Origin of the sequence: Pseudomonas iridis (genome assembly GCF_017980685.1) — a bacterium.
Taxonomy (GTDB): Bacteria; Pseudomonadota; Gammaproteobacteria; order Pseudomonadales; family Pseudomonadaceae; genus Aquipseudomonas; species Aquipseudomonas iridis.
On sequence record NZ_JACXXO010000009.1, the window covers coordinates 19,057 to 40,574 of the forward strand.

General features: G+C 59.7%; 21 protein-coding genes and 1 pseudogene. 8 read left to right on the forward strand and 14 right to left on the reverse strand.

Annotated features, from left to right (window positions below; all coding sequences use genetic code 11):
- Nucleotides 1-94 precede the first annotated feature (94 nt).
- Nucleotides 95-982: a KPN_02809 family neutral zinc metallopeptidase gene (gene ypfJ, locus IEQ42_RS16030; RefSeq protein ID WP_042561190.1), complete on the forward strand. Its 888-nt coding sequence runs from the start codon at nucleotides 95-97 to the stop codon at nucleotides 980-982.
- Nucleotides 983-1,933: an alpha/beta hydrolase family protein gene (locus IEQ42_RS16035; RefSeq protein WP_210704150.1), complete on the forward strand. Its 951-nt coding sequence runs from the start codon at nucleotides 983-985 to the stop codon at nucleotides 1,931-1,933. It begins immediately after the preceding gene.
- A 91-nt stretch (nucleotides 1,934-2,024) separates the two neighbouring features.
- Here the strand turns inward: IEQ42_RS16035 and IEQ42_RS16040 are convergent, their stop codons facing one another.
- The 3 genes from IEQ42_RS16040 to IEQ42_RS16050 form a co-directional block, all read right to left on the reverse strand.
- Entirely contained in the window at nucleotides 2,025-2,618 is a 594-nt protein-coding gene (locus IEQ42_RS16040; RefSeq protein ID WP_210704151.1) for an HAD family hydrolase, read from the reverse strand.
- Complete coding sequence (gene tesB, locus IEQ42_RS16045) at nucleotides 2,615-3,484, reverse strand: acyl-CoA thioesterase II (protein WP_047303520.1); 870 nt, start codon at nucleotides 3,482-3,484, stop codon at nucleotides 2,615-2,617. Before tesB ends, IEQ42_RS16040 begins: the two co-directional genes overlap by 4 nt.
- A gap of 109 nt (nucleotides 3,485-3,593) precedes the next feature.
- Nucleotides 3,594-4,163, reverse strand: a complete 570-nt coding sequence (locus tag IEQ42_RS16050; RefSeq protein ID WP_210704152.1) for a GNAT family N-acetyltransferase — start codon at nucleotides 4,161-4,163, stop codon at nucleotides 3,594-3,596.
- Between the two features lie 82 nt (nucleotides 4,164-4,245).
- Between IEQ42_RS16050 and IEQ42_RS16055 the strand changes: the two genes are divergently transcribed.
- A complete protein-coding gene (locus IEQ42_RS16055) occupies nucleotides 4,246-5,166 on the forward strand; it encodes a histone deacetylase family protein (RefSeq protein WP_210704153.1) in 921 nt (306 codons plus the stop codon).
- A 295-nt stretch (nucleotides 5,167-5,461) separates the two neighbouring features.
- On the forward strand, nucleotides 5,462-6,709 hold the full coding sequence (locus tag IEQ42_RS16060) for a TIGR03862 family flavoprotein (RefSeq protein WP_210704154.1): 1,248 nt from the start codon (nucleotides 5,462-5,464) through the stop codon (nucleotides 6,707-6,709).
- 69 nt (nucleotides 6,710-6,778) lie between these two features.
- Here IEQ42_RS16060 and IEQ42_RS16065 read toward each other — a convergent pair whose 3' ends face one another.
- From IEQ42_RS16065 to IEQ42_RS16085, 5 genes are all read right to left on the reverse strand, one after another.
- Nucleotides 6,779-8,116, reverse strand: coding sequence for an RNA helicase RhlE1 (locus IEQ42_RS16065; RefSeq protein WP_210704155.1), 1,338 nt, complete (start codon nucleotides 8,114-8,116; stop codon nucleotides 6,779-6,781).
- A gap of 65 nt (nucleotides 8,117-8,181) precedes the next feature.
- Nucleotides 8,182-9,117 carry a drug/metabolite exporter YedA gene (gene yedA, locus IEQ42_RS16070; RefSeq protein WP_210704156.1) on the reverse strand — a complete coding sequence of 312 codons (936 nt, stop codon included), beginning with the start codon at nucleotides 9,115-9,117 and terminating at the stop codon, nucleotides 8,182-8,184.
- A 362-nt stretch (nucleotides 9,118-9,479) separates the two neighbouring features.
- Nucleotides 9,480-10,085 (reverse strand): 3'-5' exonuclease, encoded by a 606-nt coding sequence (locus IEQ42_RS16075; RefSeq protein ID WP_042561200.1) that lies wholly within the window; start codon nucleotides 10,083-10,085, stop codon nucleotides 9,480-9,482.
- A 41-nt stretch (nucleotides 10,086-10,126) separates the two neighbouring features.
- Nucleotides 10,127-10,606 (reverse strand): LabA-like NYN domain-containing protein, encoded by a 480-nt coding sequence (locus IEQ42_RS16080; protein WP_042561201.1) that lies wholly within the window; start codon nucleotides 10,604-10,606, stop codon nucleotides 10,127-10,129.
- 138 nt (nucleotides 10,607-10,744) lie between these two features.
- Nucleotides 10,745-11,488, reverse strand: a complete 744-nt coding sequence (locus tag IEQ42_RS16085) for a DUF2076 domain-containing protein (RefSeq protein WP_210704157.1) — start codon at nucleotides 11,486-11,488, stop codon at nucleotides 10,745-10,747.
- A gap of 179 nt (nucleotides 11,489-11,667) precedes the next feature.
- Here IEQ42_RS16085 and IEQ42_RS16090 point away from each other — a divergent pair, with 179 nt between their 5' ends.
- The 3 genes from IEQ42_RS16090 to IEQ42_RS16100 all read left to right on the forward strand — a co-directional run bounded on the left by IEQ42_RS16090 (nucleotide 11,668) and on the right by IEQ42_RS16100 (nucleotide 13,916).
- Nucleotides 11,668-12,342, forward strand: a complete 675-nt coding sequence (locus IEQ42_RS16090) for a YciC family protein (protein WP_210704158.1) — start codon at nucleotides 11,668-11,670, stop codon at nucleotides 12,340-12,342.
- A 75-nt stretch (nucleotides 12,343-12,417) separates the two neighbouring features.
- Nucleotides 12,418-13,497 (forward strand): endonuclease/exonuclease/phosphatase family protein, encoded by a 1,080-nt coding sequence (locus IEQ42_RS16095; protein WP_210704159.1) that lies wholly within the window; start codon nucleotides 12,418-12,420, stop codon nucleotides 13,495-13,497.
- A 92-nt stretch (nucleotides 13,498-13,589) separates the two neighbouring features.
- A complete protein-coding gene (locus IEQ42_RS16100) occupies nucleotides 13,590-13,916 on the forward strand; it encodes a WaaS/CpsH family glycosyltransferase (RefSeq protein WP_232392544.1) in 327 nt (108 codons plus the stop codon).
- A gap of 1,090 nt (nucleotides 13,917-15,006) precedes the next feature.
- Here the strand turns inward: IEQ42_RS16100 and IEQ42_RS16105 are convergent.
- The 6 genes from IEQ42_RS16105 to phnC all read right to left on the reverse strand — a co-directional run bounded on the left by IEQ42_RS16105 (nucleotide 15,007) and on the right by phnC (nucleotide 20,500).
- Nucleotides 15,007-15,987 (reverse strand): IS5-like element IS1384 family transposase, encoded by a 981-nt coding sequence (locus tag IEQ42_RS16105; RefSeq protein WP_010466230.1) that lies wholly within the window; start codon nucleotides 15,985-15,987, stop codon nucleotides 15,007-15,009.
- 107 nt (nucleotides 15,988-16,094) lie between these two features.
- Nucleotides 16,095-16,964 carry a LysR family transcriptional regulator gene (locus IEQ42_RS16110; protein ID WP_010466239.1) on the reverse strand — a complete coding sequence of 290 codons (870 nt, stop codon included), beginning with the start codon at nucleotides 16,962-16,964 and terminating at the stop codon, nucleotides 16,095-16,097.
- Nucleotides 16,958-17,968, reverse strand: a complete 1,011-nt coding sequence (ptxD, locus tag IEQ42_RS16115) for a phosphonate dehydrogenase PtxD (RefSeq protein ID WP_003118429.1) — start codon at nucleotides 17,966-17,968, stop codon at nucleotides 16,958-16,960. The genes IEQ42_RS16110 and ptxD overlap by 7 nt, the downstream gene beginning before the upstream one ends.
- 8 nt (nucleotides 17,969-17,976) lie before the next feature.
- Nucleotides 17,977-18,804, reverse strand: coding sequence for a phosphonate ABC transporter, permease protein PhnE (gene phnE, locus IEQ42_RS16120; RefSeq protein WP_010466252.1), 828 nt, complete (start codon nucleotides 18,802-18,804; stop codon nucleotides 17,977-17,979).
- 8 nt (nucleotides 18,805-18,812) lie between these two features.
- The gene (gene phnD / locus IEQ42_RS16125; protein ID WP_010466255.1) at nucleotides 18,813-19,676 is read right to left on the reverse strand and encodes a phosphate/phosphite/phosphonate ABC transporter substrate-binding protein; all 864 of its coding nucleotides are present in this window, start codon (nucleotides 19,674-19,676) and stop codon (nucleotides 18,813-18,815) included.
- Nucleotides 19,673-20,500, reverse strand: a complete 828-nt coding sequence (gene phnC / locus IEQ42_RS16130) for a phosphonate ABC transporter ATP-binding protein (protein ID WP_003118432.1) — start codon at nucleotides 20,498-20,500, stop codon at nucleotides 19,673-19,675. Before phnC ends, phnD begins: the two co-directional genes overlap by 4 nt.
- A 461-nt stretch (nucleotides 20,501-20,961) precedes the next feature.
- Here phnC and IEQ42_RS16135 point away from each other — a divergent pair.
- A pseudogene (locus IEQ42_RS16135) lies at nucleotides 20,962-21,474 on the forward strand (IS5-like element ISPre1 family transposase); the annotation flags it as partial.
- Between the last annotated feature and the right edge of the window lie 44 nt (nucleotides 21,475-21,518).

The following is a 21,518-nucleotide window of genomic DNA, read 5'->3' on the forward strand; positions in this document are numbered from 1 at the left end:
AACCGCCGGGGCAACCCGGGTGTCTGACGACCGGACTGGCGCCATACTCACGCACCAGCAACACTCATCATCACGTTCAATAGAGGATTCCCACATGCTATGGAAAAAAGGCCGACGCAGTGACAACGTCGTCGATGCCCGTGGTGATGACGCCGGCGGTGGCGGTGGCATGCGCTTTGGCGGCGGCAAGGGCCTGAGCCTTGGGGCCATTCTGCTGATCGTCGGCATTGGCTGGATCACCGGGCAGGACCCGATGCAGATCCTCGGCCAGCTCACCGGGCAAATGTCCGAGCAACCGGCAGCCACTTCGCAGACCCGCCAGGCACCGCCGGCCAACGATGAACAGGCAGAGTTCGTACGCTCGATCCTCGGCGATACCGAAGACACCTGGGGCACGATTTTCCAGCAGGCCGGCCGGCAATATAAGGATCCTACCCTGGTGCTGTTCAGCAATCGGGTCAACTCCGCGTGCGGTATGGCCACATCGGCTACCGGTCCGTTCTACTGCCCGGCAGACCAGAAGGTCTATCTGGACATGGCGTTCTTCCAGGAAATGTCGCAACGCTTCAAGGCGTCCGGAGACTTCGCACAAGCCTACGTGATCGCTCACGAAGTCGGACACCACGTGCAGACGCTTCTCGGTGTCTCGGCGAAAATTCAGACAGCCCGCCAGCAAGGTCGGCAGATGGAAGGCGACGGTGGCTTGCTGGTACGTCAGGAACTGCAGGCCGATTGTCTGGCCGGCGTCTGGGCCTACAGCGCACAGAAGCGCCTGAACTGGCTGGAGCCGGGTGACATTGAAGAGGCCATGAACGCGGCCAACGCCATCGGTGATGATCGCTTGCAACAACAGGGTCAGGGTCGTGTGGTGCCAGACTCGTTTACTCACGGTACGTCGGCGCAAAGGGTGCGCTGGTTCAAAACCGGATTCGCGCAGGGCCAGGTAAGCCAGTGCGACACCTTTGCGGCGAAAAACCTGTAAATGCACAAATGGCTTTTGGCTTTACTGATCGTCGGCAGCACCGCGCAGGCGGCTGGCGTCGACGCAATCAGCCCCGGGCGATTGCAACTGAAGGCCGGGGAAATGGCGGTAGGTATCGGCCCTGCGCCGGAGAAAATCGAACGCGTGCTGATCGTCATTCATGGTCGCCTGCGTAACGCCGAGACCTATCGCAAGAGCGCCGAAAGCGCGGCAGAACTGGCGGGGCAAACCGCGCACACGCTGGTGATCGCCCCACAGTTTCTCAATGAAAGTGACGTGCCGTTGTACTCATTGCCCGCGACGGTGTTGCGCTGGAAAGGCAACGAGTGGATGGGCGGCGGCTTTTCCACAGGTCCGAATCCATTGAGTTCCTATGCGGCGCTGGACGAAATCGTCGCCCGTATCACCGACCGCAAACAGTTTCCGGACGTCAGGCAGATCGTGATTTTTGGTCACTCCGGCGGAGGCCAGGTGGTGCAGCGTTATGCCCTGCTGGCCAAGGATCAACCGGCGCTCAAGGCCAACGGCATTCGCCTGCGTTACGTGGTAGCGAACCCTTCCTCGTATGCCTATTTCAATGAACAGCGGCCCGTGGCATTCGATCACGCGCAATGTCCGGGCTTCAACCGCTGGAAGTACGGTCTGTCAGACATGCCGGTGTATGCCGGTGGGCAAACGCCGCTGCAGCTTGAAAGCAGTTACATCAAACGCGAGGTGATTTATCTGCTCGGGCAGCAGGACATCGACCCACAGCATCCGGCGCTGGACAAGAGTTGCTCGGCAAAAGCGCAGGGGGCGTATCGCCTGGAGCGAGGCAAGATGTTTTTCGGTTACTTGCTGCGCCGCCATCCGGAAGGGGTGAATCAGCGCCTGGTTGAGGTGTCGGGGGTTGGGCATAACGGCGATGAGATGCTGACGTCGCCGGAGGGGCAGAAGGCGTTGTTCGAGTAAAAGCAAAAGCAAAGATCGCAGCCTTCGGCAGCTCCTACAGATGGAGTGCGATCCCCCTGTAGGAGCTGCCGAAGGCTGCGATCTTTTGATCCTAAGCCAACAACATCTGCCGCAACTCGACACAATCCTGCGCATGCCAATCCGTCAGTTCCGGCCACGGGTTATCCGGCAGATTCACCAAAACCGTCCGCGCGCCCGCCGCACGGCCGCAATCCAGATCAAAGCGGTAGTCGCCGACCATCACCATCTCACTGGCCGACACGTTCCAGGCCTCGGCCAGTTTCAGCAAACCACCCGGGTGCGGCTTCGGTGGTGCTTCATCGCGGCCCAGCACATCGTCGACGGCAAAGCAGTCAGCCAGACCGATTGCCTCCAGGGTCACATGCGCCAGTTCGCGCGCGTTGCGGGTCAGAATGCCGAGGCGATAACCGCGCGAGTGCAGATCACGCACCAGCTCCACTGCCCCCGTCGCCGGGGTCGAACCCAAGGCCAGATCGCGCTCGTGTTCGAGCAGCCACGCATGCTTGGCCGCCGCTTCATCCGCCGGCAATGCGGCGAGATGGGTGAGGATGTCATCCTCGGGCGGAATCGCCAGCGCCACGCGAATCGCCGCGAAGTCATGCACCGCGACGGTCAGGGTGCCGTCCATATCGAACACCCAATGGCGGACGTCAGCCAGGCTCATGCCCAATCCTTGCGATGCCGAATCAGGCCTTCCTGGGTGACCGAAGCCACCAGTTGCCCGGCGCGATTGAACACGCTGCCACGGGAGAAACCACGCGAGTTGCCGGCCCACGGACTGTCCATCGCATAGAGCAACCAGTCATCTGCACGCAGATCATTGTGGAACCACAGCGCGTGATCAAGGCTGGCAACCTGCATGTCTTTCTGCCAGACCGATTTGCCGTGAGGCAGCATCGAGGTGGTCAGCAGACCGAAGTCCGAGGCATAGGCCAGCAGATATTTGTGCAGCGCCGGAATGTCGGCCAACGCACCGTCGGCGCGAAACCACACATATTTCACCGGGTCCGCTGGCTGCGGGTTATACGGGTCTTTTTCGGTGACCGGGCGCACTTCGATCGGCTTCGGACACAGCAGTTTTTCGCGCATGTGCTCGGGGATCAGGTGCGCACGTTGCTGAGTCAGCTCCAGCTCCGACGGCAAGTTTTCCGGGCCGACCACGACTGGCATCGGGGTCTGGTGCTCGAAGCCTTCTTCGTCGTACTGAAAGGAAGCACTGCACGTGAAGATCGGATGGCCCTTCTGGATTGCCGTCACGCGGCGAGTGCTGAAGCTGCCGCCATCGCGCACGCGGTCAACCGAATAGACCACCGGCAACTTGGCATCGCCCGGACGCAGAAAATAACCGTGCATCGAATGCACATGGCGGGTTTCTTCAACGGTCTGACTGGCCGCCGACAGCGACTGGCCGAGCACCTGACCACCGAACAACTGACGGAAACCCAAGTCCTGGCTACGGCCACGGAAGAGGTTTTCTTCGATCGGTTCCAGGGTCAGCAAATCGACCAGATCTTCCAACACTTGGCTCATTCAGGCTCTCCTCACACAAAGCTATACCGCGCAGTCTTGGCTACGGCGGTCGATTCAGATTCTGGCGCAGGCCAATGATTTGGCGGCCATTGTAAACGTCCGTGTCGGCTTATCCATGCAAGGTTTGCAGCCATTGTTCCCGGGTGATGCGATACAGCACATGCCTTCTTAACGGGTGATCGACGGGAAGTTTCGGATGATCAAAGTCATCGGCCGGCGCGTGATGCATGCCGATCGCCTGCATGACTTTCTCCGAAGGCAAATTGCTTTGTGCGGTGAAAGACACGACCTCTTTCAAGGCCAATCGATCAAAGCCGCAGCGCAGAGCGGTCCACGCCGCTTCACTGGCGTAACCCAGGCCCCAATGTTCCTTGGCCAGACGCCAGCCGATTTCCACTGCCGGCGTGAATGACGCGTCGAAACCGACGACACCCAACCCGGTGAATCCGATGAACTCGCCGCTGTCCTTGCGCTCCAGCGCCCACAAACCATAGCCATGCTCGGCAAAATGTCCGCGTACCCGGCCAATCAGCGCCGCACTTTCCAGTCGGCTCAAGGGTGCCGGAAAGTAGCGCATGACCTGAGGATCGGCACACATCGCCGCAAATGCCGGCAAATCCTCGTCCTGCCACTGACGCATCAGCAGGCGTGCGCTTTCCAGTTGCAGTATCGGCTCCATCGTGCCCCTCCGTTTCCATGCCGCAAGTCTACATCGCTGGTAGGATCCTTCACTCTTTCCAACGTTCCCACGCGAAAAAGCCATGCCATTGCCGCTGATCTACCACGAAGACTACAGCCCCGAGTTCCCAGCGGATCACCGCTTTCCCATGGACAAGTTTCGTCTGTTGCGTGATCACCTGGTCGACAGCGGCCTGACTCGTGACGCCGATTTGTTGCGTCCGCAGATCTGTCCCAACGACATCCTCGCGCTGGCACATGACCGTCGCTATATCGAACGCTACATGAGCGGCGAGTTGTCCCGCGAAGACCAGCGGCGCCTCGGCCTGCCGTGGAACGAAGCACTGGCGCGGCGCACGGTGCGGGCGGTCGGCGGTTCAATCCTCGCCGCGGAAAAAGCCTTGGAGCATGGCTTGGCCTGTCATCTGGCGGGCGGCACCCATCACGCGCATTACGACTACCCGGCGGGGTTCTGCATCTTCAATGACCTGGCGATCATCAGCCAATACCTGCTGCAAAGCGGCCGGGTCAATCGCGTGCTGATCTTCGATTGCGACGTGCATCAGGGCGACGGCACCGCGCGCATCCTGCATGACACCCCGGAGGCGATTACCGTGTCCCTGCACTGCGAGAAGAATTTTCCTGCACGCAAAGCCGAAAGTGACTGGGACATACCGCTGCCCAAAGGCATGGGCGATGCCGACTATTTGAAAGTGGTCGACGACACGCTCAACTATCTGCTGGCGCTGTATCAACCGGATCTGGTGTTGTATGACGCCGGCGTCGATGTGCACAAAGACGACGCCCTCGGTTATCTGCAACTGACCGACGAAGGTGTCGCCGCCCGCGATGAAAGCGTGATGCGCCATTGTCTGGGCCGCGACATCCCGGTGGTCGGCGTGATCGGCGGTGGTTACAGCAAGGATCGCCACGCCCTCGCCCGCCGCCACGGCATCCTTCATCACAGCGCGCAGCGGGTCTGGACGTCACACGGTTGTCATTGAGCTGTGCTGCGTTACCCACAATCGCTGTGGAACTGCCTGTGGATAACCTGAGTGAAAGGGACTACAGGCCACAGCGAACATGGCGTACAGCGCGGCGGTTGTTTTTTAACCAACATTTGAATTGCTCTACAAATCCCCTGTGGGAGCGAGCCGGCTCGCGAAGCAGTCGGTCCTTTCAACATCAAAAGTGACTGACCCACCGCTTTCGCGAGCAGGCTCGCTCCCACAGGGATCTCCCCCATTGGCCTACGCTGTTAGAATGCGCGCCTTATCTCGCCATACCGCAGCGCACGCCATGACTCAGACCTCCACCGCCTCCCCCGCTCACGTCGCCATCATCGGGGGTGGCCCTGCCGGCCTGATGGCCGCCGAAGTGCTGAGCCAGGCGGGAATACGCGTCGATCTGTACGACGGCATGCCCTCGGTGGGCCGCAAGTTTCTGCTGGCAGGCGTCGGCGGCATGAACATCACCCATTCCGAAGCCTACCCGGCGTTCCTTTCGCGCTACGCCGAACGTGCACCGCAAATCGCCCCGGTGCTTCGCAGCTTCGATGCCGATGCGTTGTGCCGCTGGATTCACGATCTGGGCATCGAAACCTTCATCGGCAGCTCCGGCCGTGTGTTCCCCACCGACATGAAAGCCGCGCCGTTGCTGCGCGCCTGGCTCAAGCGTCTGCGCGACAGCGGCGTGGTTATCCACACCCGCCATCGCTGGCTCGGTTGGGATGAACACGGCGCGCTGCGCATCGACAGCCCGGAAGGCGAGAAAACCCTCAAACCCGACGCCACGCTGCTCGCCCTCGGCGGCGGCAGTTGGTCGCGACTCGGTTCCGACGGCGCGTGGATGTTGCCGCTTGAGCAGCGTGGTGTAGGACTGGCGCCATTGCAGCCAAGTAACTGCGGCTTCGAAGTGCAGGCCTGGAGCGAATTGCTTGTCAGCAAATTCGCCGGCGCGCCGCTGAAAAATATCGCCATCGGCTTGAACGACGACATTCCGCGCTTGGGCGAGTGCGTGATCACCGCGACTGGGATTGAAGGGAGTTTGATCTACGCGTTGTCGGCGCCGATGCGCGAGGCGATCAACGCGCACGGCTCAGCGACCATTCACATTGACCTGCTTCCCGGCCGGCCTGTGGATAAAATTCAGGCTGCGTTGAGCAAACCGCGTGGTTCGCGATCGATGTCCAAGCACTTGCACAGTCAGGTCGGGATTGATGGGGTAAAAGCGGCGCTGCTGCGTGAATTGACTGACGCTGCAACGTTTGCTGATCCGGCGTTGTTGGCACGGGCGATCAAGGCATTGCCGGTGACACTCGTGAAGACCCGTCCTTTGGATGAGGCAATCAGCAGTGCTGGCGGCGTGACGTTTGAAGCGCTGGATGAGCAATTGATGCTCAAGGCGTTGCCGGGGGTGTTCTGCGCCGGTGAGATGCTGGATTGGGAAGCACCAACGGGCGGGTATTTGCTGACGGGGTGTTTTGCCAGTGGGCGGGCGGCGGGGTTGGGGATTGTGCAGTGGCTTAAAAGCAGCGCCAGGTTTTAAGCCACAAGCTGCAAGCTAAAGCACAGCGCTTTTAACTTGCAGCTTGCAGCTATCCACTCGAAGCTGCTTTTACGGCTTGCGCTTGCGCGGCCCAGTATTAAACACCGGCACCTTGCGCACAGGCTTGATCGAAGGCTCTGGCGCCTGCGTCTCGCCGCTGTCGACCCACTTGCCCAGATTGCGCTTGCCGCCACCGCCGGAAGTTTTCGGCTTTTTCGGTTTCTTCGGCTTTTTGATCACCTGACCGCTGGCATCGGTATCCGGAACGCGGTGCTCGGGTTCGAAGTCCGGTTCGTTCTGCCGCTTCAACGTCTGACGCGTGAGCATCTCGATCGCCGACAGCATGTTCACTTCATCGGCACACACCAGCGAAATCGCTTCGCCCGTTGCACCGGCACGACCGGTACGGCCAATACGGTGGATGTAATCCTCGGCCACGATCGGCAGATCAAAGTTGACCACCAGCGGCAGGTCTTCGATGTCCAGACCACGGGCCGCGACATCGGTGGCTACCAGAATCTGCACTTCGCTGAGTTTGAAACGATCCAGCGCACGCTGACGGGTCGCTTGCGGTTTATCACCGTGGATGCCGTCCGCGTTGACGCCCAGGCCCTGGAGTTTTTCCACCAGCGCGTCCACGCCGTTACGGGTCTTGGCGAACACCAGCACCTGCTTCCACTTGTTCTTGCGCATCAAGTGCACGAACAGTTCGGCCTTGCGCTTCTTGTCCACCGTCACGATCCACTGCTTGACGGTGTTGGCGGCGACGTTGCGCGGGCTCACTTCGACGCTCAGTGGGTCGTTGAGCATCTGCCCGGCCAGCAGGCGAATATCGTCGGAGAAGGTCGCGGAGAACAGTAGCGTCTGGCGCTTTTTCGGCAGCATGCGGTAGATGTTCGCCAGTTCTTCGGAGAAGCCCAGGTCGAGCATACGATCGGCTTCATCCAGCACCAGGGTTTGCAACTGATCGAGTTTCAGCGCGTTCTGGCGGAACAGGTCGATCAGGCGACCAGGCGTGGCGACCAGCACATCGACGCCGCCGCGCAGCTTCATCATTTGCGGGTTGATGCTGACGCCGCCGTAAACCGCATAAGTGCGCAGCGGCAGGTTTTCGGCGTACTGGCGCACAGACTCATGAACCTGCTCGGCCAGCTCGCGGGTCGGCACCAGAATCAGCGCACGCGCCGAGTTCGCGGTGACTTTTGGGCCTTCCATGGCCAGCAACTGCAACAGCGGCAAGGCAAAACCGGCCGTTTTGCCAGTGCCGGTCTGGGCCGCTGCCATCAGGTCGCGACCGGCCAGAACGGCCGGTATGGCTTGCGCCTGCACAGGCGTCGGGGTCTGGTAGCCGAGCTTCTCGAGGGAGCGCAGCAAAGGTTCGATCAGGCCAAGGGAGGCGAAAGTCATGGGAGTACCGTAGGAAAATTCAGCGCAATTGTGCGACACGAGTGTGCAATGCCGCGCAGTTTACCCTAATTCGTACGCTGTTCCGCGGGAACGGCTGTCGGCGCTGCGACTGGCGGCGGTACTGGTCGGCGCCACTGCGGCAAGCCAATCAACACCACAGCGCTGATGATCACCAACATCGCCAGCGCCTCTTCGATACCAATCGTCTCGCCAACAAACACGATCCCCAGCAACACCGCCACCGCCGGGTTGACGTAGGCATAACTGGTCGCCGCGGCCGGGCGCACGTGCTTGAGCAGATACATGTAGGAATTGAAGGCGATGATCGAGCCGAAGAAAATCAGATACGCCAGCGCCAGCCAGCCTTCAATCGGCGGCAGCGCTTGCAGATGTTCGCCGCTCAGCGTGCTACCGATCAGCAGCACCACACCGCCGACCAGCATTTCCACGGCACTGGCCATCGCACCCTGTGGCAGCGGCAGATGCCGGCTCCACACCGAACCGAAAGCCCAGGCCGCCGCAGCAAAAATCAGCAGCGCCGCACCCAGCGGACTCGATTGCAGGTTGGAGCCCATGTTGAGCATGGCGATGCCGACAATGCCCAAGCCCACCCCGGCCCACTCGAGACGGGTATTGCGCGCGCCCCAGAAATAACCGAAGAGCAACGTGAACAGCGGCACCGTCGCCACCGCCAACGCAGCAACTCCCGAAGCCACCCCCGAGTGCTCGGCCACACTCACCGCACCGTTACCGAAGCTGAGCAGCAAAATCCCGATGATCCCCGCCGCTTTCCACTGCGCCCACGTCGGCGCCGGTGCCCCGCGCCAGCGCAGAAAGCCGTACATCAACGCGCCGGCAATCACAAAGCGCACACCACCCAGCATCAGCGGCGGCCAGTATTCGACGCCGATGCGGATCACCAGGTAGGTCGACCCCCAAATCACATACAACGCAAAAAAAGCGGCGATCAGCGGCAAGGAAAAACGGCGCAGGGCAGACATGAGCAACTCGACAGTCAGCATCAGGAGACTGGATATTCTAGAAAGGCCAGCTGGCAAAAATAAGTTACAAAACCTGTTTATCGCGCCGGTACACTTTTGAAAAAAGCGCAGAGATCGACCGCGATGTCGACAGTGGCGGTGTCGGGTTCCGCACCATGTCGATGGTGCGGTCGGGTGTCATCCAGAAGCGCGTGCCGCTCGGGCATATCGAAAGCAACGGCAAATAAAAAGAATCACCAAAACTCCCTGTAGGAGCTGCCGCAGGCTGCGATCTTTTGATCTTGCTTTTAAAAACAAGATCAAAAGATCGCAGCCTCGTTTCACTCGACAGCTCCTACAGGGGAGCTACTGCGATTTGGGGATCAGCGATAGCGCTGCAGGTGCTCGCTGACTTTGGCGGCAGGGACTTTCTGCAGTTTGCACAGCAGGTCATGGGATAACTCGCGCACGCCATGCTTGCTGCGCAATTCATCCGCCAGATGCGCCATCAGGTTTGCGGCCATCTCCGCATCCGCCATCGCCCTGTGCGCCTGGCCAGTGTGTGGCAGGCGGGCGAACGTGGTGAGGGTGCCGAGTTTGTGATTCGGCGCGGCCGGCATCAGTCGGCGGGCGAGTAACAGCGAACAGGCGAAGTTTTGCAGGCGTGTGCGCTTGATCCGCCCCAGTTCGAAGTCCCAAAACTTCTGGTCGAACGAAGCGTTGTGCGCGACCAGTGGCGTGCAGCCGACAAACTCGTTGACCTCGTTCATCACTTTTTCCGCCGGCGGCGCGGTGCGTAGCATGGCGTTGCTGATGCCGGTCAGTTGTTCGATGAACGCGGGGACGCGTACCCCCGTGTTCATCAGGCTCTGGTAACGCTCGACGATGCGGCCGTTTTCCAGCATGACCACGGCGATTTCCGTGGCGCGACAGCTGCTGTTTGGCGAGAGGCCAGTGGTTTCAAAGTCGATGACTGCAATGCGTTCCAAACCGGGTTCAACTCCGTACAAATCAATTCTTCAGTAACCGCTCAATTCTTCAGTAGCAGTGCGCCTTCGATCGGCACATAACGGCTGGCGGCGCGGATCAGCGAGTTGGCGGTGAGGCCGGGCACACCGTAGGCGACCGCTTGCACCCCGTGTTTGCTGATGATGCGTTCCAGCAGCATGTCGAAATCGCCATCACCGGACGCCAGGACAACTTCGTCGACGTGGTCGGCGGCGTCCATGATGTCGAGGGTGATGCCCACGTCCCAGTCGCCCTTGGCCGAGCCGTCGCTGCGCTGGATGTACGGCTTGAGCTTCACGATGAAGCCGAGGTTGCGCAGGATCTGCTGGAACTGCTGCTGCTTGCTGTCGCCACGGTCGATCGCATAGGCGTAGGCCTCGACGATCTGCCCGTCCTTGCTGATGTCTGCCCACAGCGCCGCGTAGTTGAAGTGGCAACCATAGGCCTGACGCACGGTGTAGTAGAGGTTCTGCACGTCGGCGAACACTGCGATTTTTTTCACCGGAGTTCCTGTGAGCGCGCAAGCGCACGAAGCGGGATCAGGCGCCAGGCCCGAAAATGGCGCTCAGTATGCCAGCCCGAAGGAAGGTGACGCGAATAATCGGTCCGGAGCCCTCAGGGGCTCCGGACGAATGGTGAGTCAGACGAAGGAATCGTCGTCATCGAAGAACGAGGAGTTGTCATCGCTGTAATCGGTATCGGCAACCCCACCTTGGTCGTTTCCGGCCATGCGCTGGTCATCGCCCCAACCGCTGTTGCTCTGATCTGCAACCTGCGCCGGCTCTTCCTTGATCACTTCAACAATTTCTTCCGGCTGCTGATTGTGATGAAACAGGCTGCTGATGCCTTGCGCCAACATCACACCACCGGCCACGCCAGCGGCGGTTTTCAATGCGCCACCGAGAAAGCTGTTGCCTGCCGCCGGAGCCGCTTGTTGCGCGTAGTTAGGCGACTGTGCGCCAAAGCTCTGCTGCGGCGTGGGCGCATTGAAGTTTTGCTGCGGTGCCGGCTCACGCCAGCCGCCAGTGGATGCCGGGGTGCTCTGGGCCGGTGCCGGACGCGAAGTGCCGCCGCCAAAGATGCTCGACAGAAAACCACCGCCACCACTCGGCGTCGGCGCCGCACCTTGGGCCTTGGCCGATTGCAGTTCGGCCTGCAACTGCTGGACTTGCCGGGTCAGTTGCTTGTTCTGTTCGTCGAGGCTCTTGAGCGCTGCCTCTTGCACCAGAATCGCCTGGGTCATGAAATAACCTGCCGCCGGTTGGCGTGTCAGGTGTTCCTTGATCCGCGCCTCAGCCTGGGCATCGCGCGGGGCTGCCTCCGTTTCGGCCTGTTGCAGCCGGGAAAACAATCCATCGATCAGGGTTTGCTCTTCGCTGTTCATGGCGACCTCGTAGATTGCCGGGGGAAAACATTGCCCTCGTCCACACTGGACGGGGTGCTCACCTGTAATGGCGACGGTGACAGGATGTTTCAACGACCTTTACCGAATGTTTACGTTTGTGCCGCGCCGCACATCATCGGTTAAAGTGAGCCACTGTTTTCGACCTGCGATACCGACTGATGAATGCCTTCGAAGTGCTGCGCGACTCTCTGTTTTTTTTCAAACGCCATTTGGTCAGCATCGTGCAGCTGTGCCTGCCGCTGGTAATCGTCGAAGCCTTTTTGCAACAGGTGGTCGATCGCACCACCGGGCCGGAAAGCTTTGCGGCGAGCAGCATCATCGTCGGCCTGGTGATTTATCCGTTGTATACCGCCGCGCTGATTCTGTTTCTCGATGCCCGCAGTCGTGGCGAGTCGCCGCGCAACCGCGACCTGCTGGCGATGGCTGCCACCCTGTGGCCGCGCTTCGCCTTGCTGACGGCGCTGAACACGTTGCTGATCCTGCTGGGCATTTCGCTGTATTTCCTGCCGGGTCTGATCCTCATGGTGATGCTGGCGTTCGGCGAATACCTGCTGGTCCTGCGCGGCCTCAATCCATTGCACGCCATGAAAGAAAGCCTGCGCCTGAGCCGTGGGCATTTCTGGCGAATTCTGCTGTGCATTCTCTGCGTGATGACACCGCTGTGGTTGCTCAAAGGGGCGAGCCTGGCGGTTTATCCAGAGCCGCAAAACCCGGTGATTGCCGTACTGATCGACAGTGCCCACAGCTTCCTGCAACTGTTCACCAGCGTGGTGCTGTTTCGCCTGTTCATGCTGATCAGCGAACTGCCTGACAAACGTAGTGGCGCGGTCTGATCGCTTTGGCCTTGGGCGACGGGCGCGCACTCGGGTATGCTCGGGGCCACTTTCTGTAACGCTATAAGCCGAGCCATGACCCGTCTGCTGCGCTACACCCTGTTGCTTGTTGTGCTCGCCATCACTCTGATCGGCGTGCTGTTGTTCAGCCTGACCTGGCGCCCCGACACCCGGGAAACCCTGCCGGTCAGCTGCACCGGCACCCCGCCCGCGCTGGTGCCCTGGCAAGCGCTGAAAGTCATGACCTGGAACGTGCAGTACCTGGCCGGCAAGCGTTACGTGTTCTGGAATGATCTGGCCCAGGGCAACGACGAAGCGCCGACCCTGGAAGACATGGCCTTCAGTCTCGATGAAGTGGCGCGGGTGATCCGCGACGAGCAACCCGATGTGGTGCTGTTGCAGGAACTGGATGACGGCGCCAAGGCCAGCGACTATCAGGATCAGCTCAAGCTGTTGCAGGAGCGGGTCGCCGATCTGTATCCGTGCAGCGTCAGCGCGTTTGACTGGAAAGCCGACTTCGTTCCCGAACCGCACATCTTCGGCAGCGTCGGACGACAACTGGCGACACTGAGCCGCTACCGCATCGAACACGCCGAACGCCTGCAATTACCGGTGGCTTCGAGCAATTTCATCAGCCGCCAGTTCCAGCCCAAAAACGCCCTGCTCGAGACCCGTCTGCCGCTCAGCGATGGCGGCCAACTGACCGTATTCAATACGCATCTGGAACGCGCCAGCCAGCCGAATGACACCTTGCAGGCGCAGGTGACGGCCGTTGCCAAGGTACTCGACAAGTATGAAAGCCAGGGTTTGCTGTGGCTGGTCGGCGGCGACTTCAACCTGCTGCCGCTCGGCCAATATCGCCGTTTGCCCGCAGAGCAGCGCACGCCCTACGCCGCCGACAGCGAGTTACATCTGCTGTGGGACAAATACCCGATGATCCCGAACAACAATGAAGCCAGCGGCATCAATCGCGCCCAGTGGCTGACGCACTACCCCAACGATCCCGGCCTCAACGGCCCGGATCGCACGGTCGACTATCTGTTCTACAGCCCGAAGATCAAACGGGTTGAAGCGATGGTGCGCCAGGACGATACCCTGCGCATTTCCGATCACTTGCCAGTGATCGCCCGCTTTCTGCTCCCGGCCACCCCATAGCAACGGCACCACGATCTGAAAAACTGCACAATTTCATTTACGACGATTATGTTGCCGACAGTGCGCCCGGTGATTACTCGGCATTTGTGGTGATGGCCGGCGAGGACGGGGTGCCGGCACTTGAAGGTCTGGCGAATGAGTTCGATCGACTCGGCATTACCGATTACAGGTTTCTGGTGCAGTGCAAACCGATCCCGGGGGCTCATCCGGGCATTACGTTCTTCGAGCAGAGAATGTCGCTGGAGCCGGGTCAGGCCGGTTTGAGCTTTCGCTTTTTTGAAGCCATGACCTCGCGAAAAAAGGTCATCACGACCAACAAGAGTGTTGTCGATTATGACTTCTACAATCCGGCAAACATTCTGGTCATCGATGAAAAATACACGCTGCAAGGTTGGGTGAAGACCGTTTTCTCGCAGTAATGAATTGTTGGCCAACTCACATCCTGTAGGAGCTGCCGCAGGCTGCGATCGTTTGATCTTCAGGTGCCACGAGGTTTAGCCCGGGCAGTGGCCTCGGCCACCAACGGATCATCCGGCCAATAATGCGCTGTAGCAGCTTGCAGTTCCTAAGATTGACACCCACATACCGCCCGTAACACTTGATCTTCCGATAATTTCATCGTTCAACGATTGACAGTCAATCTTGCTAACTCGGATTGACAGAAATCAAGGTCGTATAGGACAGGATTGACAGTTATCGGACCTATGATTGACTTTCCGGTGCAGCGAAAAACCGTTAAGTTTGACAAGCACCAGGAGCAATCATGGCGTGAGACCACCTACTTAGGCTTAGCACCTGATGACACCAGCGCACAGACAAAGCTCTCTGTCATGTGCGCAGCCGCGTTAACAAATTTTGGCTTAGCTCTTACCTTCCTCAACTGATGATCTCGACACGTATTTGCACGGCCTTAATCGCACGGATACCTCGCATTGATCCGAAGGCAGCGGCCTAGTCGATCCAACGAGTCGTAACGGTCTCGATTCGTCTCACGGAGCGGTTTCCTTGCGTGCTTGCTTTTCAGCTCTTTCAGCCTTCCGAGCGTCTAGGATTGCTTGCTTTTCAGCTCTTTCGGCTTCTTCGCCTTCTGCGATGATGTTTCTGTACATCTCTGCGCAGGAATTTGGATCAGATCGGCCCTTTTTAACCATTTGCTCGCATAGATCGCGCGCTTCACGGGCAGTGTTCCGGTATTCAGGGATAGTTGATCCGTAAATCAACATGCCAATGAAAAGTGCGACGGGGATTCCAATGACCCAAGGCCATATTGCAGGTTTCCTTGGTTTCGGCACCGAAGCGCCACACTTAGGACAGGCAAAAGCAGTTGTGCTGATTTCGTAATGACACTCTCTGCATCCCACTAAGGATGGTCTGAAGTAGCCATGTATTTCCCCGGCATACCACCTAGCGCAACTTTTAAACTCGCCAAATGATCAAAAAACAATCAATTCGACGAGTATTTCTTACGTTTTCGCCACCCGGACCCCACTCCGGTGGCCATTTCCCGCATTACAGGCGCACCTCTCCTGCATTCGTCAGTAAATGTCGGCGCGCCATCCACAGGTTCGACAGAGCGAACAGTGTCACCAGTTGCGCCGTGTTTTTGGCCAAGCCGCGAAAGCGCACCTTGGTGTAACCGAACTGGCGCTTGATTACCCGGAACGGATGCTCGACCTTGGCGCGCACCTGAGCCTTGGCCTTTTCAATCTTGCGCTTGGCTTTGTACAGCACGCTGCGCTTATCGAGTTTTTTGTAGGTGCTGCGGCGTGCCGCCACCTGCCAGATAACTTCACGTCCTTCATGCTCGGGCCGCTTTTCGACACCGGTGTAGCCTGCATCGGCGCAGACCACGTTTTCGTCGCCATGCAGCAATTTGTCCACCTGGGTGACATCCGCCACATTGGCCGCCGTGCCCACTACGCTGTGCACCAGACCCGATTCGTCATCGGCGCCGATGTGGGCCTTCATGCCAAAATAATACTGGTTTCCCTTCTTGGTCTGGTGCATTTCCGGGTCGCGCTTGCCGTCCTTGTTCTTGGTCGAACTGGGCGCATTGATCAGCGTTGCATCGACGATGGTGCCCTGGCGCAGCGACAGGCCGCGGTCGCCCAGATAGCCATTGATGACAGCGAGGATGCCGGCCGCCAGCTCGTGTTTCTCCAGCAAGCGGCGGAAGTTGAGAATGGTGGTTTCGTCGGGGATGCGCTCCAGGTTCAGCCCGGCAAACTGGCGCAGGATCGTGGTTTCGTACAGCGCTTCCTCCATCGCTGGATCGCTGTAGCCGAACCAGTTCTGCAGCAGATGCACACGCAGCATCGCCATCAACGGGTAGGCCGGACGGCCACCTTCACCTTTCGGATAATGTGGCTCGATCAAAGCAATCAAGCCCTTCCACGGCACCACCCGATCCATCTCGATCAGGAACAACTCCTTGCGGGTTTGCTTGCGCTTGCCAGCGTACTCGGCGTCGGCGAAGGTCATCTGCTTCATCGGGAAACTCGGTGGGTGGGGTCGCGGTATTTTGCCAAATCAGAAAGTCTTTTTCAGAGTTTCCCTAGGCTGACAAGCCAAGCGCTGGATCGCAACCATCCATCACCTTATCCAGCTAGATCTGCCTCCTCCAATAAGTGCCGCACAAATCCCGGCGGGTGCAGATTTCCGGGAGGTTTGCGCCAGATCAGTTGGAGACGCTTTTCAAGCCCCGGGATGGGAAGAGCTACCAGCGCGCCACTGCGAACTTCGTCTTGTACTGCGGAAGCCATCACCAACGACACGCCGAGTCCCGCCCTCACTGCTTGTTTGACTGCCTCGGTGCTGCCTAGCTGCATACCGCTGCGAGGCACGCCCAGTTCGCCAAAGTATTCGGTCAGAAGCCGTCCGGTACCGCTACCCGGTTCACCTCCCAGCATCGGCAGGTCCACCAGACGATCACGTTCTATGCACCCTGCTTCAGCCAGCGCATGGTCGGGGCTGACGATAAGCACCAGCGGCTCGACCCGCCAGAGGCGGTGTTCGAAGTCGGGGTGAGGTAGCCACCATTCCATGATCGCGGCGTCGAGCTGGCCCGCCAGTAGCTGGTCGGCCACATCCGGGTTGGCGGCGATGCGCAGATCCACCTCGCCCCTCTCATTTGCGGTCGTCAGATAGTTGCGCACGAATGGCTGGAGAAGGTAGGTGCCGATGTTGGAGCTGGCCCCGACGCGCTCACGATTGCCATGCAGGGCTTCTAGCGCCCGGGCGTGCATGTCGAGCAAGGCGGTCGCATGCGGCATGAAGGCCAGCGCCCGTGTGGTAGGCTGGCAGCCGCTACGACTGCGCTGCACCAGCGTTACGCCGACCTGCTCTTCAAGCTTCTGCAAGTGCTGCGACACCGTCGGCTGGGCCAGCCCCAACGCCCTCGCCGCGCTCTGAAAACTGCCTGTTTGAACGATCGCTACCAGGCTCTTCAGCCAGACCGGATTCAACATGCGGCAGGCTCGGCCTTGGGCAGACGGTTCGCAGCGTTGATTGGGCGCGCACCTGCCAATACCTGGATGATGTTCTGCGCTGCACAACGTTCAATCTCCAGGCGCACCGCGCGCACTGCCGACCCTATGTGCGGAGTGAACAGCGTATTCGGATGCGCGAGCAGCGCAGGATCGATCAGCCGCGGCCGGTCCGCGCGAGCCCAGTCTTCCATTTCGAATACATCCGCCGCATACCCGCCGAGCTGGCCTCGCTCAAGCGCCGCGAGCACGGCGGCTTCATCCACTACCGAACCACGACAGGGGTTTACAAGCAGAGCGCCCGGCCGTACGAGGGCAAGCAGCTCGGCGTTGACCAGATGCTGGGTATCGGCATTCAAGGGAAGCGCCAGCAGGATGAAGTCCGAGCTGGCGAAGAGTTCGCTGCACGCCACCTGGCGCAGGCCGAGCCGTTGCTCGGTTTGTGTATCCAGAGCCTTCGCCTCGTGGTACTGCAGGGTCGCGCCCCATCCCTGCAAGCGATCAGCCATGGCCAGTCCGATGGCGCCCATGCCAAGGATGCCGACCGTAGCGTTATCCAGCCCCGTGCCGTAGAACTGTGGTTGCCAGCCCTGGAACTCGCCAGAGCGGACGAACGCATCTGCTGCCCGCAGATGCCGCCCCAGCCCCACCGCCAGTCCGATCGCCAGCTCGGCAGTCGGGACCGTCAACAGATCAGGCACGAAGGTCAGCCAGACCCCGCGGGCAGTACAGGCGTCCACATCGAAATTGTCGAAGCCCTTGAGCGCGCAGCCGACTACACGCAGCTCAGGGCAGGCTTGAAGAAAGTCTGCATCGACCCGATCGGGCATGAACGCCATCATCGCCTGAGCATCGCGGCAGCGGCGCAGAATTTCCTCGCGCGTCAGCGTGCTGTCGGTCTGGTTGGTCATCAGCTCGCAATGTGGCGCCAGCAGTTGCAGGATCTCATCGTGTACTCGGTGAGTTATAACGAGTTTCGGCAGCATGGTTTGTCCTATTTGAAACGTTTGCGCAGCACGCCACTGAAGGCGTCTACTAGCGTGACCATGGCCAGGATGACCAGCAGGATTGCTGCAACCTCCTGGTACTGCATGATGCGCAGCGAGCCCATGAGTTCGAAGCCGATACCGCCGGCGCCAACCATGCCCATCACGGTGGAGGCGCGAAAGTTGTATTCCCAGCGGTAGATCGCCACGTCGGCGAACTGCGGCGTCACCTGTGGCAAAACCGCGTGCAGCAGCACTTGCATCGGCGTAGCCCCCGCCGCCCGAGCGGCTTCCACCGGCGCTTCGTCGACGTGCTCGATGGCCTCGGCGAAGAACTTGCCGACCATGCCGACCGAATGCAGACCCAGGGCAAGCACGCCCGGCAAGGCGCCGAACCCTACGGCTGCAACGAAGATGATGCCCATGATCAGCTCCGGCACCGACCGCAGGGCATTGAGCAGCACCCGGGCAACACCGAACACAAGGGGGTGCGGCGCCGTATTGCGCGCTGCAACGAAGGCCACCACCAGCGAGAACACCACTGCGATGGCCGTACCGGCGATGCTCATCGCCAAGGTGTCGATCAAGGGGCGAATCCAGCTTCGATAGCCCGAAAAGTCTGGCGGCATGGCCTCGCCTGCCAGGGTCGCGATGGAGGGCAGCCCGTTCAGCAGCGTGGTGGCATCGAGCAGCCCCACGTACCAGCAGGCCAACAGCACCACTCCGAATACAATCGCCACCTGCCCCAGCTGGCGCCACCAACCGAGGCCGAAGCCTCGAAGGATGTGCTCGCGTTGCTCTGCAGGCAGCGCCTGCACGTCGTAATGAGTAGACATATCGGTGCTCACATCGTGGCGAAGTCGAGGCCGAGCAGCGATCCCATGTTGCGGATCACATCGTAGTCGGCGTCGGTGATTGGCGCGAAGGCCTCGGCCTTGAAGTTGCGCAGCACTTCGGGATCGTCGATACCGACGAATACATCCCGCACCTTGGTTTTCAGCTCGGGGCTCAGGTTCGAGCGCATCGCCCAGGGGTACTGGGGGTATTCGCCGCTGTAACCAAGTACTTTCACCTTGCTCGGATCGATTAGGCCACGTTCGGCTACGTGATTGAAAATTACCTCCGACAGCCCACCCGCATCGGCGTTGCCGTTCGCCACGTTGACGGCAACGGCGTCATGCGTGCCCACAAAATGTTGTTCGTAGTCCTGCCCACCCGTCAAATCGGCCGTCTCAAGAAGCACGGTTTTGGGAATCAAATGGCTGGACGTCGATGCCCGGTCACCATAGGCCATCTTCTTGCCCTTAAGGTCGGCATACTCATTCACGCCTGACGCCACATTGGCGATAATCACCGAGCGATAGGTCGGCTTGCCGTCGATGACCATGGCAGCGAAGGGCTCGATGTCGCTTTTGCTTTTGGCCATGACGTAGGACAGCGGACCGAAATACGCCAGGTCGATACGGCCAAAGCGCATCGCCTCAATCATCGAGGAATAGTCGGTGGTTACGATCAGCTGCACCTTCTTGTCCAGATGCTCTTCCAGATAATCCTTCAGCGGCTGGTTACGCTTGATCAGCTCGGAGGCGTTTTCGTCCGGCAGCAGGGCAACCTTTAGCACATCCGGATCGGCATCGGCCGCTAGGGCGGACAAACTTGAAACAGCGGACAGCAAGCAAGTCAATAAGAGCGCGGATAAGCGTTTCATCGGGACATCTCCAGTGAAGGTTCGAGCATGACAGGTGGTTCAGCCGGAGCATTCGCTGGCTGAGTCGTAGAGCGGCCTGCATAGATGCGCTCAAGCTGCGCATCGGTGAGTTCCGAGGGCGCGGCATCGAAAACGATCTGAGAATCGGCCAGCCCGACGACGCGATCGGCGAAGCGGCGGGCATATTCGAGTTGATGCAGCGAAACGATGGCGGTGATGCCGTCTTCCTTGCAGATGTCGCGCAGCAATCCGAGAACACGGACCGAAGTGGCCGGGTCGAGACTGGCTACCGGCTCATCGGCCAGAATGATCGCCGGCTGTTGCGCTAGCGCACGCGCGATGCCTACCCGCTGCTGCTGGCCACCGGACAGTTTGTCCACCCGGCTTAGCGCCTTGTCTGCCAGACCGACCCGAGCGAGGCAACTGAGCGCAATCTCCTGATCGGCACGCGGCAGAGGAAACAGCGAGCGGAGCGTGTTGTGAAAGGCCAGCCGACCGGTAAGCACATTAGCCAGTGCGCTTTGACGTTCGATTAGCTGGTGGTGCTGAAAGATCATGGCGGTACGCCGACGATGCTGACGCAAGGCCGAGCCGCTGCCGAGTTCACCGAGTTCGCTGGTGACACTGCCGCCAGTGGGCGTGACGAGTCGATTGAGACTACGGAGCAAGGTCGACTTGCCTGCGCCCGAGAGACCAAGCAGCACGGTGAACTCACCACGCCGAAATGCAATCGAGGTATCGCGTAGGGCTGTCACGCCGCCTGGATAGACGACGCTCAACCGGTCGACCCGCAGCACGGCGTCCTGTATCGGATGGGGCGTCATTTGATCACCTTTCGCAATATTGCTGGCCGCACAATTGCGGTTCGCGATGCAAAGGGTAGAAATTCCTTGTTACCGCACTGCTTCTAAAGGATGACATTTCGATGAATACTTCGAATCTGCCGTAGCGGGGCGGCAAGCGAAGCCGTGGAAGAACGGGCGCAACGTAGCGTCTTTCTTCACGCGGGATACAGGAGGCTTTGATTGATACTGCTGCGGATTCGCTACAGTAACGTTGGGCCAGAACGTAATGCCATCCAAGCAAGAGAGCGCACACTAGCGGACTATAGGAGACATTCTATTCTTGCCCGTCGATTGACCTAGGCCGTTATGTGGCTGGTCGAAACCTTCAGGTGCCGCCCAACTAGACGTCTGTTGTCGCGCCCAGCTTAATGCTAGGGAAACTCTGAAGAAGACTTCCAGATTTTGGCAAAATACCCGGATTCCACCCACCGAGTTTCCCGATGAAGCAGATGACCTTCGCCGACGCCGAGTACGCCGGTAAGCGCAAACAAACCCGCAAAGAGTTGTTCCTGATCGAGATGGATCGGGTGGTGCCGTGGAAGGGTTTGATTGCCTTGATCGAGCCGCATTATCCCAAGGGTGAAGGCGGTCGTCCGGCCTATCCGCTGATGGCGATGCTGCGCGTGCACCTGATGCAAAACTGGTTCGGTTACAGCGATCCAGCGATGGAAGAGGCGCTGTACGAGACCACCATCCTGCGCCAGTTCGCGGGGCTGAGCTTGGAGCGTATCCCCGATGAAACCACCATCCTCAACTTCCGTCGTTTGCTGGAGAAGCACGAACTAGCCGCCGGCATCTTGGCTGTCATCAATGGCTATCTGGGCGACCGAGGGCTGTCGCTGCGCCAAGGCACGATCGTCGATGCCACGCTGATCAATGCGCCGAGTTCGACCAAGAACAAGGACGGTAAGCGCGACCCGGAAATGCATCAGACCAAGAAGGGTAACCAGTACTGTGTGTCACGAACACAGGTCAGATGACCTGTGCTGCTGTGCCG

Coding starts and splice junctions, on each gene's coding strand:
- IEQ42_RS16110 (WP_010466239.1), bottom strand. CDS start 16,964: ATGTTGAATCCGGTCTGGCTGAAGAGCCTGGTAGCGATCGTTCAAACA.
- IEQ42_RS16105 (WP_010466230.1), bottom strand. CDS start 15,987: ATGAAGCAGATGACCTTCGCCGACGCCGAGTACGCTGGCAAGCGCAAG.
- yedA (WP_210704156.1), bottom strand. CDS start 9,117: ATGTCTGCCCTGCGCCGTTTTTCCTTGCCGCTGATCGCCGCTTTTTTT.
- ptxD (WP_003118429.1), bottom strand. CDS start 17,968: ATGCTGCCGAAACTCGTTATAACTCACCGAGTACACGATGAGATCCTG.
- IEQ42_RS16085 (WP_210704157.1), bottom strand. CDS start 11,488: ATGAACAGCGAAGAGCAAACCCTGATCGATGGATTGTTTTCCCGGCTG.
- phnD (WP_010466255.1), bottom strand. CDS start 19,676: ATGAAACGCTTATCCGCGCTCTTATTGACTTGCTTGCTGTCCGCTGTT.
- IEQ42_RS16100 (WP_232392544.1), top strand. CDS start 13,590: ATGGCCGGCGAGGACGGGGTGCCGGCACTTGAAGGTCTGGCGAATGAG.
- tesB (WP_047303520.1), bottom strand. CDS start 3,484: ATGAGCCAAGTGTTGGAAGATCTGGTCGATTTGCTGACCCTGGAACCG.
- IEQ42_RS16060 (WP_210704154.1), top strand. CDS start 5,462: ATGACTCAGACCTCCACCGCCTCCCCCGCTCACGTCGCCATCATCGGG.
- IEQ42_RS16040 (WP_210704151.1), bottom strand. CDS start 2,618: ATGAGCCTGGCTGACGTCCGCCATTGGGTGTTCGATATGGACGGCACC.
- IEQ42_RS16050 (WP_210704152.1), bottom strand. CDS start 4,163: ATGGAGCCGATACTGCAACTGGAAAGCGCACGCCTGCTGATGCGTCAG.
- IEQ42_RS16055 (WP_210704153.1), top strand. CDS start 4,246: ATGCCATTGCCGCTGATCTACCACGAAGACTACAGCCCCGAGTTCCCA.
- IEQ42_RS16065 (WP_210704155.1), bottom strand. CDS start 8,116: ATGACTTTCGCCTCCCTTGGCCTGATCGAACCTTTGCTGCGCTCCCTC.
- IEQ42_RS16095 (WP_210704159.1), top strand. CDS start 12,418: ATGACCCGTCTGCTGCGCTACACCCTGTTGCTTGTTGTGCTCGCCATC.
- IEQ42_RS16090 (WP_210704158.1), top strand. CDS start 11,668: ATGAATGCCTTCGAAGTGCTGCGCGACTCTCTGTTTTTTTTCAAACGC.
- IEQ42_RS16035 (WP_210704150.1), top strand. CDS start 983: ATGCACAAATGGCTTTTGGCTTTACTGATCGTCGGCAGCACCGCGCAG.
- ypfJ (WP_042561190.1), top strand. CDS start 95: ATGCTATGGAAAAAAGGCCGACGCAGTGACAACGTCGTCGATGCCCGT.
- phnC (WP_003118432.1), bottom strand. CDS start 20,500: ATGACGCCCCATCCGATACAGGACGCCGTGCTGCGGGTCGACCGGTTG.
- phnE (WP_010466252.1), bottom strand. CDS start 18,804: ATGTCTACTCATTACGACGTGCAGGCGCTGCCTGCAGAGCAACGCGAG.